This window comes from Micromonospora sp. NPDC093277 (genome assembly GCF_044765245.1).
Lineage (GTDB): Bacteria > Actinomycetota > Actinomycetes > Mycobacteriales > Micromonosporaceae > Micromonospora.
This window is the reverse complement of record NZ_JBIWJO010000002.1, coordinates 18,460-35,035: the sequence shown is the minus strand read 5'-3', so window position 1 is coordinate 35,035 and position 16,576 is coordinate 18,460. Positions and strand designations below refer to the sequence as shown.

At 74.2% G+C, this 16,576-nt stretch carries 3 protein-coding genes; all 3 read right to left on the bottom strand.

Going from position 1 to position 16,576, the window contains the following annotated elements; translation table 11 throughout:
- Positions 1 to 19 precede the first annotated feature (19 nt).
- Positions 20 to 1,453 (bottom strand): MFS transporter, encoded by a 1,434-nt coding sequence (locus tag ACIRG9_RS04890; RefSeq protein WP_402850314.1) that lies wholly within the window; start codon positions 1,451 to 1,453, stop codon positions 20 to 22.
- A gap of 116 nt (positions 1,454 to 1,569) precedes the next feature.
- A complete protein-coding gene (locus tag ACIRG9_RS04885; protein ID WP_402850311.1) occupies positions 1,570 to 5,757 on the bottom strand; it encodes an amino acid adenylation domain-containing protein in 4,188 nt (1,395 codons plus the stop codon).
- A gap of 35 nt (positions 5,758 to 5,792) precedes the next feature.
- Positions 5,793 to 16,565: an SDR family NAD(P)-dependent oxidoreductase gene (locus tag ACIRG9_RS04880; RefSeq protein WP_402850309.1), complete on the bottom strand. Its 10,773-nt coding sequence runs from the start codon at positions 16,563 to 16,565 to the stop codon at positions 5,793 to 5,795.
- Positions 16,566 to 16,576: the final 11 nt, after the last annotated feature.

Here is a 16,576-nt window from a genome sequence, read left to right as displayed (position 1 = left end):
GCCCCGCAAGTTCGCCCGGCTACCGGCCCGTGGTCGGCCCAGCAACCGTGTCGCCGGCCGGCCTCGGTGCCGGGCCGGCCGCCGGCACGTGCGCCACGTCCCGCGCCCGTACCCGGCCGAGGGTGAGCGCCACCCCGGCGGCGAGCAGCCCGCCCGCGGCGATCACCTGGTAGGCGCGGTGGAACACGGCCAGTGAGGTGTCGCTGCCGTCGGCCAGGACGGTGATCAGGACGGCGACGCCGAGGACCGCGCCGACCTGCCGCAGGCAGGACGCGATGGCCACCCCGGTGGCGAAGCGGGTCCGGGGGAACTCGGCGAACGCCGCGTGGCCGAACCCGGGGAAGCTGAAGGCCGCCCCCGCCCCGATCAGCACCGCCGCCGGCAGGAAGTCGGCGACGAAGTTCGCCTCGCCGGGCGCGCGGGCCAACAGCAACGCCCCAGTGCCGAAGAACAACCCGCCGGGCAGCGCCACCGCCCGGGGGCCGAACCGGTCGCCGAGCCGGCCGACCAGCGGGGCCAGCGCGGCGGCCGTCACCGGGCCGGCGGTCAGCGCACCGCCGGTGGTCAGGCTGTCGTAGCGCCACACCTGGGTCAGGAAGAGCACGTTGCACAGCAGCAGCGCGTTCATCGCGGCGGCGAAGACCAGGGAGCCGAGGTTGGCGACGCTGAACGAGCGGATCCGCACCAGCGCCGGCTCGATGATCGGCGCCGGGTGCCGGCCCGACCGTACCGCCAGGGTGACCAGCAGGGCGGCCCCGACGGCGAGCGTGCCGCCGAACGCCGCCGACGTCGCTCCCCAGTCGGGCAGCCGGATCACCGCCAGGGCCAGCGCCCCGACCCCGCCGCCGAGCAGCAGCGCCCCGACCACGTCCGGGAACGGCCCCGGCGTGGTGTCGCGGGTCTCCCGAAGCACCCGGACCGCCGCCACCAGGCCGGGCAGCCCGATCACCAGGTTCACCAGAAACACCCAACGCCAGCCCTGCCAGGCCACCAGCGCGCCGCCGAGGGACGGGCCGGCGGCCCCGGCGACCGTGCCGGTGGCGGTCCAGAGCGCGATCGCGGTGGCCCGGCGCTGCACCGGGAACTCGGGCAGCAGCAGGCCGAGCGAGGTCGGCATGATGGCCGCCGCGCCGAGGGCCTGCACGGACCGCGCCGCGATCAGCAGGCCCGCCGCGGGGGCCAGCCCGCAGGCCGCCGAGCCCACCAGGAAGAGCACCACCCCGGCGAGGAAGATCCGGCGCCGCCCCCACCGGTCGGCGAGCCGTCCGGCCGGGATCAGCGCCGCGGCGAAGACCACGTTGTACGCGTTGAGCACCCAGGACAGGTCGTTCAGCGAGCTGTCCGGGAAGGCGGCACCCAGGGCGGGCATCGCCACGTTGACGATCGTCACGTCGAGCAGCGCCATCATCACGGCGACGGACGTGACCAGCAGGACTTTCCACTGACGGGCCACCGGAGTCCTCCTCGGCGGGGTGGATCGGCCACCGGCGCCGGTCGCACGGTGGATCGGGGGCGGCGGGCCGGTCGGCACGCCGGTGCTGCGCGGGTGGCCGCCGGGGCGGCCCGGGGTCAGGTTCGGGTGGCCTCGTTCAGCGCCGTGGCGACCTGCTCCACGCCGATGGCGGTGAGCACGGTGTGGTGGGTGCCGGGGACCGCCGCGACCGCCAGCCGGCCCCCGGTCAACTCGGCCCAACCCCAGTCGGCGCGGTCGCCGTACGGGTGGTCGGCGAACTCGCTGACCCGGCCGTCGCGGGCCCGTAGCACGGTGACGTCCGCGTCGATCCGGCCCACGTGGTGGCCGGCGCACGCCCGCACCACCGCCTCGAAGACCGCGTACGTGGCGGCGAGTGTGCCGCCGGTCAGGTCATCCACCGGCACGCCCTGCTTGGCCGCCAGCCGCGCCGCGCCGTCCAGCCGCTCGCCGGCGGGCAGCTCGGCCAGTTCCCGGAGCTGCTCCGGGGTGACCAACCCGGGGTCGAAGCCCCGGTCGAGGTCCTCCACGAACCACAGTGGAATTTCGGCGTCGTCCAACCGCTGCGGCGCCACCGGGGCCGGGGCGTCGATCACCATCAGGTGCTGCACCTGCTCGCCGGCCTCGGCCAACTGGCGGGCCAGTTCCGTCGCGATGATCGCGCCGGAGGACCAGCCGCCGAGCAGGTACGGGCCGTGCGGCTGCTCCTGCCGTAGCGCGGCCAGGTAGAGCCGGGCCAGTTCGCCGAGGTCGGCCACCGGCTCCCGGCCGACCGCCGGCCCGGGTGCCTGCAGGGCGAGGCAGTCCCGGTCGAGCCGGGCGGCGAGGTCCCGATAGCAGAGCACGTCGCCGCCGGCCGGGTGCACCAGCACCCAGGGTGGTGTGCCGGCGTCCGCTGTGCCGGTCAGCCGTACCAGGGGTGACCAGTCGGCCGGCGCGGAGTCCAGCCAGCGGGCCAGCCCGGCGACGGTCCGGCGTTCCAGCAGCGCGCCCAGCGGCACCCGCCGGCCCAGCCGCTGCGCGATCTGGCCGACCACCCGCAACGCCGCGAAGGACTGACCGCCCAGGTCGAAGAAGTCGTCCTCGACCCCGAGCCGGTCCACCGACAGGATCTCCCGCCAGATCTCGGCGAGTGCCACCTCGGTCGGGGTGCCCGGCGGCACGTGCCGGCGTTCGCCGCCGCCGTCGGCGAGGTCGACGGTCTCCAGCTCCCGCCGGTCCACCTTGCCGTTGCCGGTCAGCGGCAGGCCGTCGCGCACCACCACGTGACTGGGCACCAGGTAGGCGGGCAGCCGGGCGGCGAGGAAGTCGCGTACCTCGACCGGGTCGGGCCGGTCCCGGCCGTCCCGCCCCACCACGAAGGCGGCCAGCTGCCGCCCCGACCCGGAGGCCCGGGCGACCACCGCCGCGCCACCCACGTCCGGGTGCTCCAGCAGCGCGTGCTCCACCTCGCCCGGCTCCACCCGGAAGCCCTGGATCTTCATCTGGAAGTCCGCCCGGCCGAGGAACTCGATGGTGCCGTCGGGCAGGTACCGGCCGCGGTCGCCGGTGCGGTAGAGCCGTTCCCCGGTGACCGGATGCGACACGAACGCGGCGGCGCTGCGTTCCGCGTCGTTGAGGTAGCCCATGGCCAGCCCGACCCCGCCGATGTACAGGTGCCCCGGCACCCAGGTCGGCGCGTCCCGGCCCAGGTCGTCCAGCACGTGCCAGGTCTGCTTGGTCAGCGGCCGCCCGTACGGGATGCTCACCCAGCCCGGGTCGACCCGTTCGACGGGATGGGCGATCGACCAGATGGACGCCTCGGTCGCGCCGCCGAGGCTGACCACCCGGGCGTTCGGTGCGATCATCCGGAGCCGGTCCGGCAGGGTCACCGGGATCCAGTCCCCGCTGAGCAGCACCAGCCGCAGGTCGGGCAGGCGCACCCCGGTGGTCTCGGCCTCCTCGACGAGCAGCTGCATGAGGGCCGGCACCGAGTTCCAGACGGTCACCTGCCGGTCCCGGGCCAGCGCCAGCCAGGAGGCCGGGTCGTGCCGGGTCGGGTCCGGCAGGACCAGGGTGGCGCCGGCCGCGGCGGCGCCGAAGACGTCGTACACCGACAGGTCGAAGCAGAGCGAGGAGACGCCGAGGAGCACGTCCCGCTCGGTGACGCCGTAGCGGGTGTTGACGTCGGTCACCGTGTTCAGCGGTCCGCGGTGGTCCAGCATCGCGCCCTTCGGCCGGCCGGTGGAGCCCGACGTGTAGATCACGTACGCCAGGTCGCCCGGCTCGCGCAGCGGGGCGTACCCGAGCGCCGGCCCGTCGTCGACCACCTCCTCGACCACGACCAGCGGCACCGGCACCGCGCCCGCGAGCGCCTCCCGCGTGTTCGCGCCGGTGACCACGGCGGTGGCGCCGGTGTCGGCGAGCAGGTAGCCGATCCGCTCGGCCGGCCAGCCCGGGTCGATCGGCACGTACGCCGCGCCGGCCAGCAGCACGGCGTGCACGGCGACGAGCTGTGGCCAGTCCTTCCGGGCGGCCACCGCGACCAGGTCGCCGGGCGCCACGCCAGCCGCCCGCAGGGCCGCGGCGAGCCGGCCCGCTCGCAGGTACAGCTCGGCGTAGCCGAGCGTGGTGTCCCCGGCGATCACCGCCGCCCGGGCCGGCTGCGCGGCGGCCCGCCCCGCCAGGGCGGCGTGCAGCAGCCCCGGCGGCGCCGGCGGGCCGGCCGCGTTCTGCTGGGCCCGACGCTCCCGGTCGGCGGCCGGGAGCAGGTCGAACGACTCCCGCTCCCAGGCCTCGTCGCCGTCGGCCAGCGCCTCCAGCACAGCCCCGTACCCGGCCAGCATGTCGTCCATGAGCCCGGGCGGGAACATCGCCTCCAGCACGTCCCAGACCGTCCACATGCTGCCGTCGCGCTGCTCCCAGAACTCGCAGTCGAGCAGCACCTGCGGGGTCTCCAGCAGGCTGTACACCGGCCGGTCGGTCTGCCCGACGAAGAGCGCGCTGCCCACCGCGTACGGGCAGACCGCGCGGCCGGGGGTGCGCCGGAGCTGGTTGACCGCCTGGAGGACCTTGACCCCGCTCCAGTGGACATGCTGCATGTCCGCCAGCACCTGGGCCTGCAACCGGCGTGCCCGCTCGTGGAACGGACCGCCGGACCGCCAGTCCACCTCGAGCGGATACAACGAGGAGAAGTTGCCGATCACCTCGCCGATCTGTGGGTGCAGCGGCAGCCGGTGGGTGTTCATGTTGTTGATCAGGAAGTGCCGGGATCCGCTCCACGCGCCGAGCACCTCGGCGTAGACGGCGCAGAGGGCGTTGGTCTGGGACAACCCGCGCTCGGCGGCCCGGCGGGTGAACGCCGCCCACCGTGCCGGCGAGAGCACGTGCTCCCGGCGTTCCAGGCGGGACCGGCGGCGGGTGTCCGAGCCGGGGGCCAGCGGCAGTTCCGGCGCCGTGGGCCAGTCGGCCATCCGATCGCACCAGTACTTCTTCGAGGCCTGTCCCAGCGGCGACTCCTCCAGCTCGGCCAGCGCGAGCACACAGTCCCGGTAGCTCAGGGTCAGCTCGGGCAGCGGCTCGTCCGGGTGCGCGTAGTAGTGCAGCAGGTCCTTGAGGAACCGGCCGGTGCCGGGGGCGTCGCTGAAGAAGTTGTTGTTGTTCCAGTGCATCCGGACCCGCCCACCGGCCAGCAGCGAGAGCCGGACGTCCAGCCAGGGCCAGCGGTCCAGCGGCAGTTCCCGGCGCTGCATCGCGGCCCGGGTCCGCTCGATGCCGGCCAGCTGCCCGGCTTCGTCCCGGTCCCGCAGGTCGATCACCTCCACCGGGATCGGCTCCGGGTCGCGGACCGTCTGCAGCATCATGTCCTCGCGGACCACGACCAGGCTGTGCCGGTGCCGCCGCGCCGCCGCGTTGAGCGCCCGCTCGAACCGGGCCGGGTCCAGCTCCGGGAAGTCCACCTCCATGTACTGGTGCGGCCGGACGTGGTATTCCAGACCCTCCCGGCTTCCCACCAGGAAGGACATCTGGATGTCCGACGGCGGGAATGGCTCGTGGCGAACCGCCGGGTCAGGCGTGATCTCCGGCAGGGCCACCGCCCCGCCGGCGGCGTCCCGGTCACGGGACAGCCAGCCGATCAGCTCCGCCCGGTGCCGGGCGATCCGCTCGCGCAGCGCCGGCGAGAGGCGTCCCTTCGGGGCGCTCACGCTCAGCTGGTCGGCACCGACCAGCTTCAACCGCACGTCGATCCGGGCCAGGTCGGCCACCAGGGAGGCGACCCCGCCCGACCCCTCGTCAGCTCCGCTCACCGCAACACCCTTCCTCCAGATCGGACCGTCCGCGCTCACAGGATCAGCACCTCGGCGTCCTCGTCGTCGAAGTCGTCGTCATCGGCGGCGACGACGCTGCGCAGCGTCAGCTGCTGGCAGATCAGCTCCGCCACGTCCGCCGCCGTGCCGCCGCCGAACAGGTCCGCCGGCGGTACGTCGGCCGCGTAGTCGACCAGCAGCCGCTGGCGCAGCCGTACCGTGGTCAGCGAGTCCAGGCCCAGCTCGTTCAGCCGGGTCCCGGCGAAGGTGGGCCGGATCGCGTCCTGGTCGGCGGCGCTGAGGCCGAGCAGCAACGCCACCCGCTCCAGCAGCCCGGCCAGCAGCAGCTCGCGGGCCGCCCCCGGATCCGTGACCGCGAGCACGGCCAGGTCCGGCGCGGACGACTCGTCGGTGCTCACCGCGAGGTCGGCCGGGGTCACGTCCGCCAGCAGCCGGTACGGCCGGGAGCGGGCGGCCGCGGTCATCGAGCGGCGCCAGTCCACCCGGGCCACACCCACCACCGGCTCGACCAGTTCCCCGGTCGGCGGGTCGAGGAACGTGCCCAGCGCCGACAGGGCCTCGGCGATGGGGATCTCGTCCAGGCCGAGCGCGGCCAGCCGGCCCAGCACGTTCTGGTCGACGGCCATGCCGACCTCCGCCCACGGTCCCCAGCCGACGCTGGTCGCCGGCAGGCCCTGGGCGCGCCGGTGCCGGGCCAGGCCGTCCAGGAAGGCGTTCGCGGCCAGGTAGTTGGCCTGCCCCGCGGAGCCGACCGTCGCGCCGAAGGCCGAGAAGAGCACGAAGAAGTCCAGGTCGAGACGTTCCGTCGCCCGGTGCAGGTGCCAAGCGCCGCGGACCTTCGGGTCCAGCACCCGGCGGAACCGGTCCCAGTCCTGTTCGGCCAGGACCGCGTCGTCGACGACACCGGCCGCGTGCACCACGCCGGCCAGCGGCGGCAGGTCCCCGGCGAGCCCGGCCAGCGCGTCGTCCAGCGCGTCGCCGTCCGCGACGTCCACGGCCAGGTAGTGCAGCCGTATCCCGCGCTCGCGCAACGCGGCCAACAGCGGCGGTTCGACCGCCGGCACCCGCCGCCCGGCCAGGACGAGGTTGGTCGCGCCCCGGTCGGCCAGCCAGCCGGTCACCACCTGGCCCAGCCCGCCGAAGCCGCCGGTGACCAGGTACGCGGCGTCGGCGCGGAGGGCCGGACCCGTCCCCGGCTTCGGCAGCTCACGCTCCCGCAGCCGTGCCTCGTACCAGGCGCCGTCGCGTACTGCCAGGTGGGTGGCGCCGTCGGCGTCGGCGACCCGGTCGAGGAGCGTGGAGAGCGCCGGTTCCGACCCGGCCGGGTCGAGGTCCACCTGCACGCACCGCAGGTCGGGGTGTTCGGTCACCACGGCGCGGGCCAGCCCCCCGAGCACCGCCTGCGCCGGCGCCGGCACGTCGTCCACGGTCGGCGCCTCCGCGCCCGTGGTGCAGAACACCACGTCCGGCGCGTCGTGGCCGTACCCCCGAAGGACCTGCCGGAGCACTGAGAGCGCGTCCCCTGCGGCCCGGTAGGCCGAGGCGGCGACGTCGTCCTCCGCGGCTGGGCCGCCGTCCGGGCCGAGCAGCAGCCCGCGCAGCTTGACGCCCTCGGCGCGAGCCGCGTCGATCAACCGGGCCAGGGCCACGTCGTCGGCCGGATCCACCCGCACGGTCGCGCCGGCGAGGGATGCGGTCGCCGGCACCTGGACGCCGTCGGCGAACACCAGCGAGGCGGCGGCGCAGCCGAGCCCGAGCAGTTGGGCGTGCCAGTCCGCGACAGCCCCGGCGTCCCGGCCACAGACCAGCCAGGTGTCGCGTGGGCTCATCTCGGCCCGGCGGGCCGGCCGGCCCGGCAGCGGGTGCCAGGTCACGTCGTAACGGTGCAGCCGCGACCCGGCCAGACCGGTGACGAGGGTACGCGGCAGCGCACGCAGCCGGACGCCGGTCAGCCTCGCCACCGGCTCGCCCAGCGCGGTGACCAGGTCGAGGTCCATCGCCCGCTCGCCGTCCTCCGGTACGCCCCGGGACCGGGCCCGGCACCAGACCCGGCCGGGCAACCGGTCGTACACCTCGATCCGGTCGATGCCGGCGGGAAGCCAGAAGTCGTCCTCGCTGACCCCGAAGGCCGCGCCCACGTGCAGGCAGGCATCGAGCACCATCGGGTGCAGCAGGCACCCGTCGCCGTCGCGTTCCGTCTCGTCCACCTCGATGAGGGCCAGCGCCTCGTTCCCGGAGCGCAGCAGCCGCTTCATCGCCCGGTAGCCCGGCCCGTACTCGACGCCGATCCGCCAGAGCCGGTCGTAGAAGCCGTCGAGGTCCTCGTCCGCCATGCCGGCCCGTACGCCGGCCAGGTGCAGCCGGTGTGGCGTGGGCGAGGTGCCGGCGTGTACGGCGGCGACGCTGACGTGCTGCGTCCACGGCGTCGCCGGCCCGTCCGCCGGCCGGCTGAAGCAGCGCACCCGGCGCTCCGACCCGTCCGGCTCCACGCAGGACTGCAGGGTGAGCGTGGTCCCCTCGTCGCAGCGCAGGAACTCGTCGAAGGTGATCCCCGCCATGCTCCATCGGTGCTCGGGGGAGTCCCCGCGGGCCGTGGCGAGCGCCCACTCGACGAGCGCGGTCGCCGGGAACACCGCCGTGCCGAGCAGCCGGTGCTGGTCGACGAAGCGGAGCCGTTCGGGAAGCACGGTCCGGGTGAACCAGCGTCCGGGGGTCCCGGCCACGTCCAGCGGCGTGCCGAGGAGGGGATGACCGCCGGCCGGCTCGACCGGGGTGCGGACCGGTCCGCTGTCCGCCGTGGTCGGCAGCCAGTGGCGGGTGCGCTGGAACGGGTACGTGGGCAGGTCGAGGTGGGGGTGGATGCCGGTGGGCCGGGCGTTGAGGGTGGCGGCGGCGGTGAGCAGGGTGTGCTGGTTCGGCTTGTCCTTGTGGAGGGTGTGAACGGCGAGCGCCTCGGGCCGGGTGTGGGTGTGCAGGGTGGTGAGGGTGCTGTCCGGTCCGAGTTCGAGGAACGTCCGTACGCCGTGTTGGTCGTGGAGGGTGGTGATGCCGTTGGCGTAGTGGACGGGGGCGAGGATGTGTTGGACCCAGTAGTCGGGGTTGGTGAGCTGATCGGCGAGTTGTCCGGTGATGTTGCTGATGACGGGCAGGTTGGGCGGTGCGTAGGTGAGGCTGGCGGCGGCGGTGTGGAATTCGTCGGCGATGGTGGTCATGTGGGGTGAGTGGAAGGCGTGGCTGACCTGGAGTGCGGTGGCCTTGCGTCCCTGTTCCCGCCACTGGGTGGCGAGTTGTTCGCACGCGGCCCGGTCGCCGCTGACGACCACGTTCTGTGGGGTGTTGACGGCGGCGATGGCGACGCCGTCGTGGCCGTTGATCAGTTGTTCAGCTTCGTTGTGGGTGGCTTGGAGGGCGATCATGGCGCCGGGGGTGGTGATGCTGTTCATGAGTCGGGCGCGGGTGGTGACGAGGAGGGCGGCGTGGTCGAGGGTCAGCACTCCGGCGAGGTGTGCGGCGCTGATTTCGCCGAGGGAGTGTCCGGTGAGGTAGTCGGCGCGTAACCCCCACTCGCTGGTGGCGACCCGGTGTAGGGCCACGTGCAGGGCGAACAACGCCGGTTGGGTGTAGGCGGTGCTGTCCAGCAGTGCTGCGAGTTCGCTGCCGGGTTCGGCGAACACCACGTCTTGGAGGTGGTGGTCCAGGTGGGGGTTCAGTGCCTCGCAGGCCTGGTCGAACGCTTCGCGGTAGGTGGGGTTGGTGGTGTAGAGGTCGGCGCCCATGCCCGGGTACTGGCTGCCCTGCCCGGTGAAACAGAAGGCGACCTTCCCGCCGTCGTCGGTGGTGACGGTGGTGGTGAGGTGCGGGTGTGGTTCGTTGCCGGCGAGGGCGGTCAGGGCGGCGATGAAGTCGGTGCGGCTGGCGGCGGTCACCACCGCCCGGTGCGCGAACCGGGTGCGCCGAGCCAGCACGCCGGCGACCGCCGACGGCGCGACCTCCTCGTCGCGCAGCCAGTCGAGCAGGTGTGCCGCCTGGTCACGCAGCGCGCGCTCGGTCCGCGCCGACAACGTCCACGACGCCCACCCGTCCCACGGGTCGCCGCTCGGCGCGGCGGCCTCAACCGGCGGCGCCTCCTCGAGGATCACGTGCGCGTTCGTGCCGCTGATGCCGAACGACGACACCCCGGCCCGGCGCGGGTGGCCGTTCCGCCGCCACTCGACGGGCTCGTCGAGGAGGCGGACGTTGCCGCTGGTCCAATCCACGTGCGGGGTGGGGGTGTCGATGTGCAGCGAGCGGGGCAGCAGATCGTGGCGGAGGGCGAGGACCATCTTGATGATGCCGGCGGCGCCGGCGGCGGCCTGCGCGTGCCCGATGTTCGACTTGATCGACCCCAGCCAGAGCGGCTGATCGTCCCGCCGTTCGTGGCCGTAGGTGGCCAGCAGCGCCTGGGCCTCGATGGGGTCGCCGAGGGCGGTGCCGGTGCCGTGCGCCTCGACGGCGTCCACGTCCGCCGGCGTCAACCTGGCGTTGGTGAGGGCCTGGCGGATCACGCGTTCCTGGGACGGCCCGTTCGGTGCGGTCAGGCCGTTGCTGGCCCCGTCCTGGTTCACCGCCGAGCCGCGGATGACCGCGAGGACCCGGTGACCGCGCTCCTGCGCCACCGACAGCCGCTCCAGCAATATCAGGCCGACACCCTCGGAGAACCCGAAGCCGTCCGCCGCGGCGGCGAACGGCTTGCACCGGCCGTCGGCGGCCAGCCCCCGCTGCCGGGCGAACTCGATGAACCCGGTCGGGCTGGCCATCACGGTGACGCCGCCCGCGAGTGCCAGTTCACACTCGCCGCTACGCAGGGACTGCGCGGCCAGGTGCAGTGCCACCAGTGATGACGAGCAGGCGGTGTCCACCGTGACCGCCGGCCCCTCCAGGCCCAGGGTGTACGCCACCCGGCCGGAGGCGACGCTCGTGGTGCTCCCGGTAAGCAGGTAGCCCTCGGCATCGGCCGAGGCGCCGGGCCGACCGACGTACTCCTGGTGGGTGAGGCCGGTGAAGACGCCGGTGGCGGTGCCGCGCAGCGTGGTGGGGTCGATGCCGGCCCGCTCGATGCTCTCCCAGGCCGCCTGCAGCAGCAGCCGCTGCTGCGGGTCCATCGCCGTCGCCTCCCGGGGGCTGATCCCGAAGAAGGCCGGATCGAACTCGGCGGCGTCCCGGACGAAACCGCCCTCCCGGGCGTACGTGGTGCCGGGGGTGTCCGGGTCGGGGTCGTAGAGGGTCGCCAGGTCCCAACCCCGATCGGTGGGGAACTCGCCGACCGCGTCGGTGCCCGAGGCCAGCAGGTGCCACAGCTGCTCCGGGGAGGTCACGCCGCCCGGGTACCGGCAGGCCATCCCGATGATCGCGATCGGTTCGGCCGTGGCGGTCACCGCCGGTGCCGCTGCCCGCTGCTCGGTGGGCAGGTCGAGCAGCAACGTCCGGAGCAGCGTGGCCACCGCCCGCATCGTCGGGTGGTCGAAGACGAGGGTCGCGGGCAGCCGTAGCCCGGTGGCGGTCCGGAGCCGGTTGCGCAGCTGCACCGCCGTCATCGAGTCGAAGCCCAGGCCCTTGAAGTCCTGCCCCGCGTCGAGTCCGGCGGGGTCGACGTGGCCGAGCACCGCGCCGACGTGCGTCCGGACCAGGTCGACCAGGAAGGACAGCTGGTCGTCCGCCGAGCGCTCCGCGAGCTGCCCGGCGAGCGGCGACACCGCCGGGGCGGTCGTCGTGGCCTGTCGGAGCCCGGCCGGGGCCAACGCGCGCAGCACGGCCGGCAGGTCACCGGCGCGGGCCCGGGCGCGTACGGCCGCCCGATCGATGCCGGCCGGCACCAGCACCGGCCGGTCGGTCGCCAGCGCGGTGTCCAGGAGCCGCACCGCCTCCTCGACGGGCAGCGCCGCGAGCCCGGCCCGGGCCAGCAGCCGCCGGTCGGCGTCCGACATGGCCCCGCTCATTCCGGTCTCGACGTCCCAGTAGCCCCAGGCCAGGGCGGTTGCGGGCAGACCCTGCGCGCGCCGGTGGCCGGCGAGGGCGTCGAGGAACGCGTTCGCTGCGGCGTAGTTGGCCACCCCGCTGGTGTTCAGGCTGCCGGCGATCGAGGAGTAGAGCACCAGGTGCGCCCGGGTGAGCCGGTGCAGCTGCCAGGCGGCGTCGACCTTCGGCCCCAGCACGTCGTGCAGCTGCCGCTCGGTGAGCCGGTCCACCGGCCCGCCGTCGGTCACCCCGGCCGCGTGGAAGACCGCGGTCAGCGGGTGCGCCGGGTCGATGCCGGCGAGGAGATCGCGGACCCCTGCCGGATCGCCGAGGTCCCCGGCGGCGACGGTCACCACGGCGCCGAGACCGGCCAGCTCCCGTACGACGGCGGCGGCGTCCGGGTGCTCCGGGCCGCGCCGGCCGACCAGCAGCAGGTGGCGGATGCCGTGCCGGGTGACCAGGTGCCGGGCGGTCAGCCGACCGAGCGTGCCGGTGCCGCCGGTGACCAGCACGGTGCCCTCGGGGTCGAGCGGAACGGGCGTGACCGGCTCGCTCACGGCCGGGGTCAGCCGGGGTGCGCGGAGCCCGCCGGCCCGCAGGGCGAGCTGCGGCTCCGCGCCCAGGGTGGCGGTGCCGACGGCGGCGGCCAGCGCGCGGACGCTCTCCGGGCTGTGGTCGGTGTCGACCACGATGATCCGGTCGGGGTGTTCGGTCTGGGCGGAGCGCAGCAGCCCCCAGCAGGCGGCGCCGGCCAGGTCGGTCACCGGCTCCCCGGCCCCGGTGCTGACCGCGCCGCCGGTGACCACGACCAGGCGGCTCTCCGACAGCTCCTCGCGGGCGAGCCACTCCTGCACCGCGCGGAGCAGCCGGCCGGTCCGCTCGTGCACGGCAGCCGGCACGTCCCCGTCGGCACCGGAGGGCAGCGGCAGCACGAGCACCGCGGGCGCCGTCGCGCCGTCGCGCGCCGCGTCCCCGACCTCCGCGACCACGGGTACGCCCGGCAGCCCGCCGGACACCCGCGCGGTGTTTCCGCCGACCAGCACCCAGGAGTCGGTCGACTCGGCGGCCGTCGGCGGGACGGGCACCCACTCCAGCCCGAAGAGCCGGTCCGGTCGGGCGGCTCCGGCGGCGATCCGTTCTGCCGAGGCGGCCCGGGACAACACCCCGGCCGCGCTCAGCACCGGTTCACCGGCCAGGTCGTGGACGGCCAGTGCCAGCCGCTCCGGTGACTGGCGGGTCAGGCGTACCCGGAGGGCCGTCGCGCCTGTCGCGTACAGGCGGACCTGCTCCCAGGCGAACGCCTGACGGACGGTGTCCGCGTCCTCGTCGAGGACGGCCAGCACCGCCGGGTGCAGGGCCGCGTCGAGCAGCGCGGGATGCACGGCGTACCCGGTCACGTCCACCTGCTCGGGGAGTGCGACCTCGGCGTACAGGTCGTCGCCGGAGCGCCAGGCCCGGCGTAGGCCCTGGAACGCCGGCCCGAACCGGTAGCCCGCCTCGGCCAGCCGCGGGTAGGCGCCGTCCAGGTCGATCGGTTCCGCGTCGGCGGGCGGCCAGGCGGCGAGCGCCGGCGGGGCGGACTCGCCGTCGTCGCCGGTGAGCAGCCCGGCGGCGTGGGTGGTCCACGGCGCGTCCGGCTCGTCGGCCGGTCGGGTGTGGACGGCGACCGTCCGCCGCCCCGGCTGGTCGCTTCCGGCGACGGTGACCTGGACGTCGGCGGCGTCGGTGAGCGGCACCGGCGCTTCGAGGGTCAGTTCCTCCAGCAGCGGATACCCGGCGACGGCACCCGCGTGCAGGGCGAACTCGACCAGCGCGGTGGCGGGCAGCAGGCCGGCGCCGGCGATGGTGTGGTCGGCGAGCCAGGGGTGGGCGCGGCTGGAGAGGTGGCCGGTGAAGAGGTGTTCGCCACTCGTGGCGGTGGTGATGGTGGCGGTCAGCAGGGGGTGGCTGGTGGCCTGCAGGCCGAGGCGGCGCGGGTGGGCGGCCGGCGCGACGGTGGACCAGTACCGCTGGTGGTGGAAGGGGTAGGTGGGCGGGATGACGGCTGCCCGGTCGGTATGGGGGACGAGCCTGGTCCAGGCGATGGAGTGGGTGGTGTGGGTGTGCAGTTGGGCGGTGTTGGTGAGGAGGGTGTGCCAGGGGTCGGCGTTGCGGCGGAGGGTGTGGCAGACGGTGGTGGTCTCGTTGTCGATGGTGGGGGCGAGCAGGGCGTGCGGGCTGATCTCGACGAGAGTGCGGTGGTCGTCGCCGATCAGGTGTTGCAGTGTCGGGTGGAAGTGGACGGGTTGGCGCAGGTTCTGCCACCAGTAGTCGGTGGTGAGGTCGGTGCTGGGGATGGCCTGCTGTTGGGTGCTGCTGTAGAAGGTGGTGTCGCTGCCTTGTGGGTTGACGGTGGCGCCGGTGAGCTCCGCGTGCAGGGGGTCGATGTGGGGGCAGTGGCTGGCGTAGCTGACCGGGATGACCTTGGCGGTGAGGCCGTGGTCGCTCAGGGCGGTGTGGGCGGCTTGGATGGCGCCGGGGGTGCCGGAGAGTACGCAGCTGGTGGGGGCGTTGTGGGCCGCGAGGTGTAGTTCTGCGGCATGGTCGGGCACCAGTTGGGCGAGCAGGTTGGGTAGTTCTTCGGGGGTGGGGCCGGTGACCGCCAGCATGCCGCCGGTGCCTTCGATGGTGGTGAGTGCCTGCCCGCGGTGGGCGATGAGTCGGGCAGCCTGGTCGAGGGTGAGGGCTGCGGTGGCGTGGGCGGCGGTGATTTCGCCTTGGGAGTGGCCGATGACGGCGTGGGGGTTGATGCCGTGGTGTCGCCACAGTGTGGTGAGGGCGGTGGTGACGGCGAAGAGGACTGGTTGGACGACGTCGACCCGGTCCAGGCTGGCCGCGTCGGGCTTTTCGAGGATGACGTCGAGCAGTGACCAGTCGACGTGTTGGCGCAGGGTGGCGTGGGTGGTGTTGATGCTGTCGCGGAAGACGGGGGAGGTGCGGTAGAGCTGGTGGGCCATGGCCTTCCATTGGCTGCCTTGGCCGGGGTAGATGAACGCGATTTTGCCGCTGTCGTGGGCTTGGCCGGTGGTGAGGTTGTCGTGTTCGGCGCCGTCGACCAGTGCGGTCAGGGCTTCGCGCATCTCGTCGGCGGTGCGGCCGAGGATCACGGCCCGGTGGGGGAACGCGGTGCGTCCGGCGAGGGCGTGGGCGACACCGACCAGGTCCAGTCCGTCTGTGCCGGCGGCCCAGTCGCGTAGCCGGCGGGCGTATTCCCGCAGTGTGGTTTCGGTCTTCGCGGAGAGTAGCCAGGGCACCCAGCCGCCACCGGGCAGGTCGGTCAGGTTCGCGTTGTCCTCGTCGGCCGACTCGGTCGAGGTCGGGGTGGCGTCCGAGACGGTGTGTTCCGGCCCGCTGTTTGCTGGTTCGTCGGTGGGGGCCTCTTCGATGATCACGTGTGCGTTGGTGCCGCTGACGCCGAACGAGGACACTCCGGCCCGGCGCGGATGTCCGTTCCGCTGCCAGTCGACCGGCTGGTCGAGAAGGCGAACGTTGCCGCTGTCCCAGTCGACGTGCGGGCTCGGCGCGTCGATGTGCAGGGAGCGGGGCAGCAGGTCGTGCCGCATCGACAGGACCATTTTGATCACCCCGGCCACCCCCGCGGCGGCCTGGGTGTGGCCGATGTTCGACTTGATTGACCCGAGCCACAGCGGCTGGTCGTCGCGGCGGTGTTGGCCGTAGGTGGCGAGGAGGGCCTGGGCTTCGATGGGGTCGCCGAGGGTGGTGCCGGTGCCGTGTGCCTCGACGGCGTCCACGTCCGCGGGGGTCAGCCTCGCGTTGGTGAGGGCCTGCCGGATGACGCGTTCCTGGGACGGCCCGTTGGGGGCGGTCAGGCCGTTGCTGGCGCCGTCCTGGTTGACGGCGGAGCCGCGGATGACGGCGAGGACCCGGTGGCCGCGCTCGCGTGCGGTGGAGAGCCGTTCGAGGAGGAGCAGGCCGACGCCCTCGCCCCAGCCGGTGCCGTCGGCGGCGGCGGCGAACGGCTTGCACCGGCCGTCCGGGGCCAGACCCCGCTGCCGGCTGAACTCGATGAACGGGCGCGGCAGGGCGAGGATCGTCGCGCCACCCGCGAGCGCCATGTCGCACTCGCCGCCCCGGATCGCCTGCGCCGCCAGGTGCATCGCCACCAGCGACGACGAACACGCCGTGTCCACCGTGACCGCCGGGCCTTCCAATCCCAGCACGTACGCGATCCGCCCCGAGGCCACGCTGCCCGAGTTGCCGGTGACCAGGTATCCCTCCAGGTCGGGATCCGGCTCGCTCATCCGGGCCAGGTAGTCCTGCGAGATCACCCCGGCGAAGACCCCCGTGGCGCTGCCGCGCAGGCTGGCCGGGTCGATGCCGGCCCGCTCGATGGTCTCCCAGGCAGTCTCCAGCAGCAGCCGCTGCTGCGGGTCCATCGCCGTGGCCTCACGCGGGCTGATCCCGAAGAACGCGGCGTCGAAGCCGGGGGCGTCGGCGAGGAACCCGCCGTCGCGGGCGTACGTGGTGCCGGGCGAGTCCGGATCCGGGTCGTAGATCGAGTCCAGTTCCCACCCACGGTCGGTCGGGAACGGTCCGATCGCGTCGCCACCCGTGGCGATGAGATCCCACAGCTGCTCCGGGTTGTCGATCCCACCCGGATACCGGCAGGCCATCCCGACGATCGCCACCGGTTCCTGGGCCCGGTCCTCCACCTCGCGGAGCCGCTGCCGGGTCGAGCGCAGGTCGGCGGTGGCGCGCTTGAGGTAGCTGCGGAGCTTGTCTTCGTCGTTCATAACGGGTCCCC

What these genes read in the sequence shown, in the direction of transcription:
- ACIRG9_RS04880 (WP_402850309.1), bottom strand. Translation starts at nt 16,565, where the DNA reads ATGAACGACGAAGACAAGCTCCGCAGCTACCTCAAGCGCGCCACCGCC.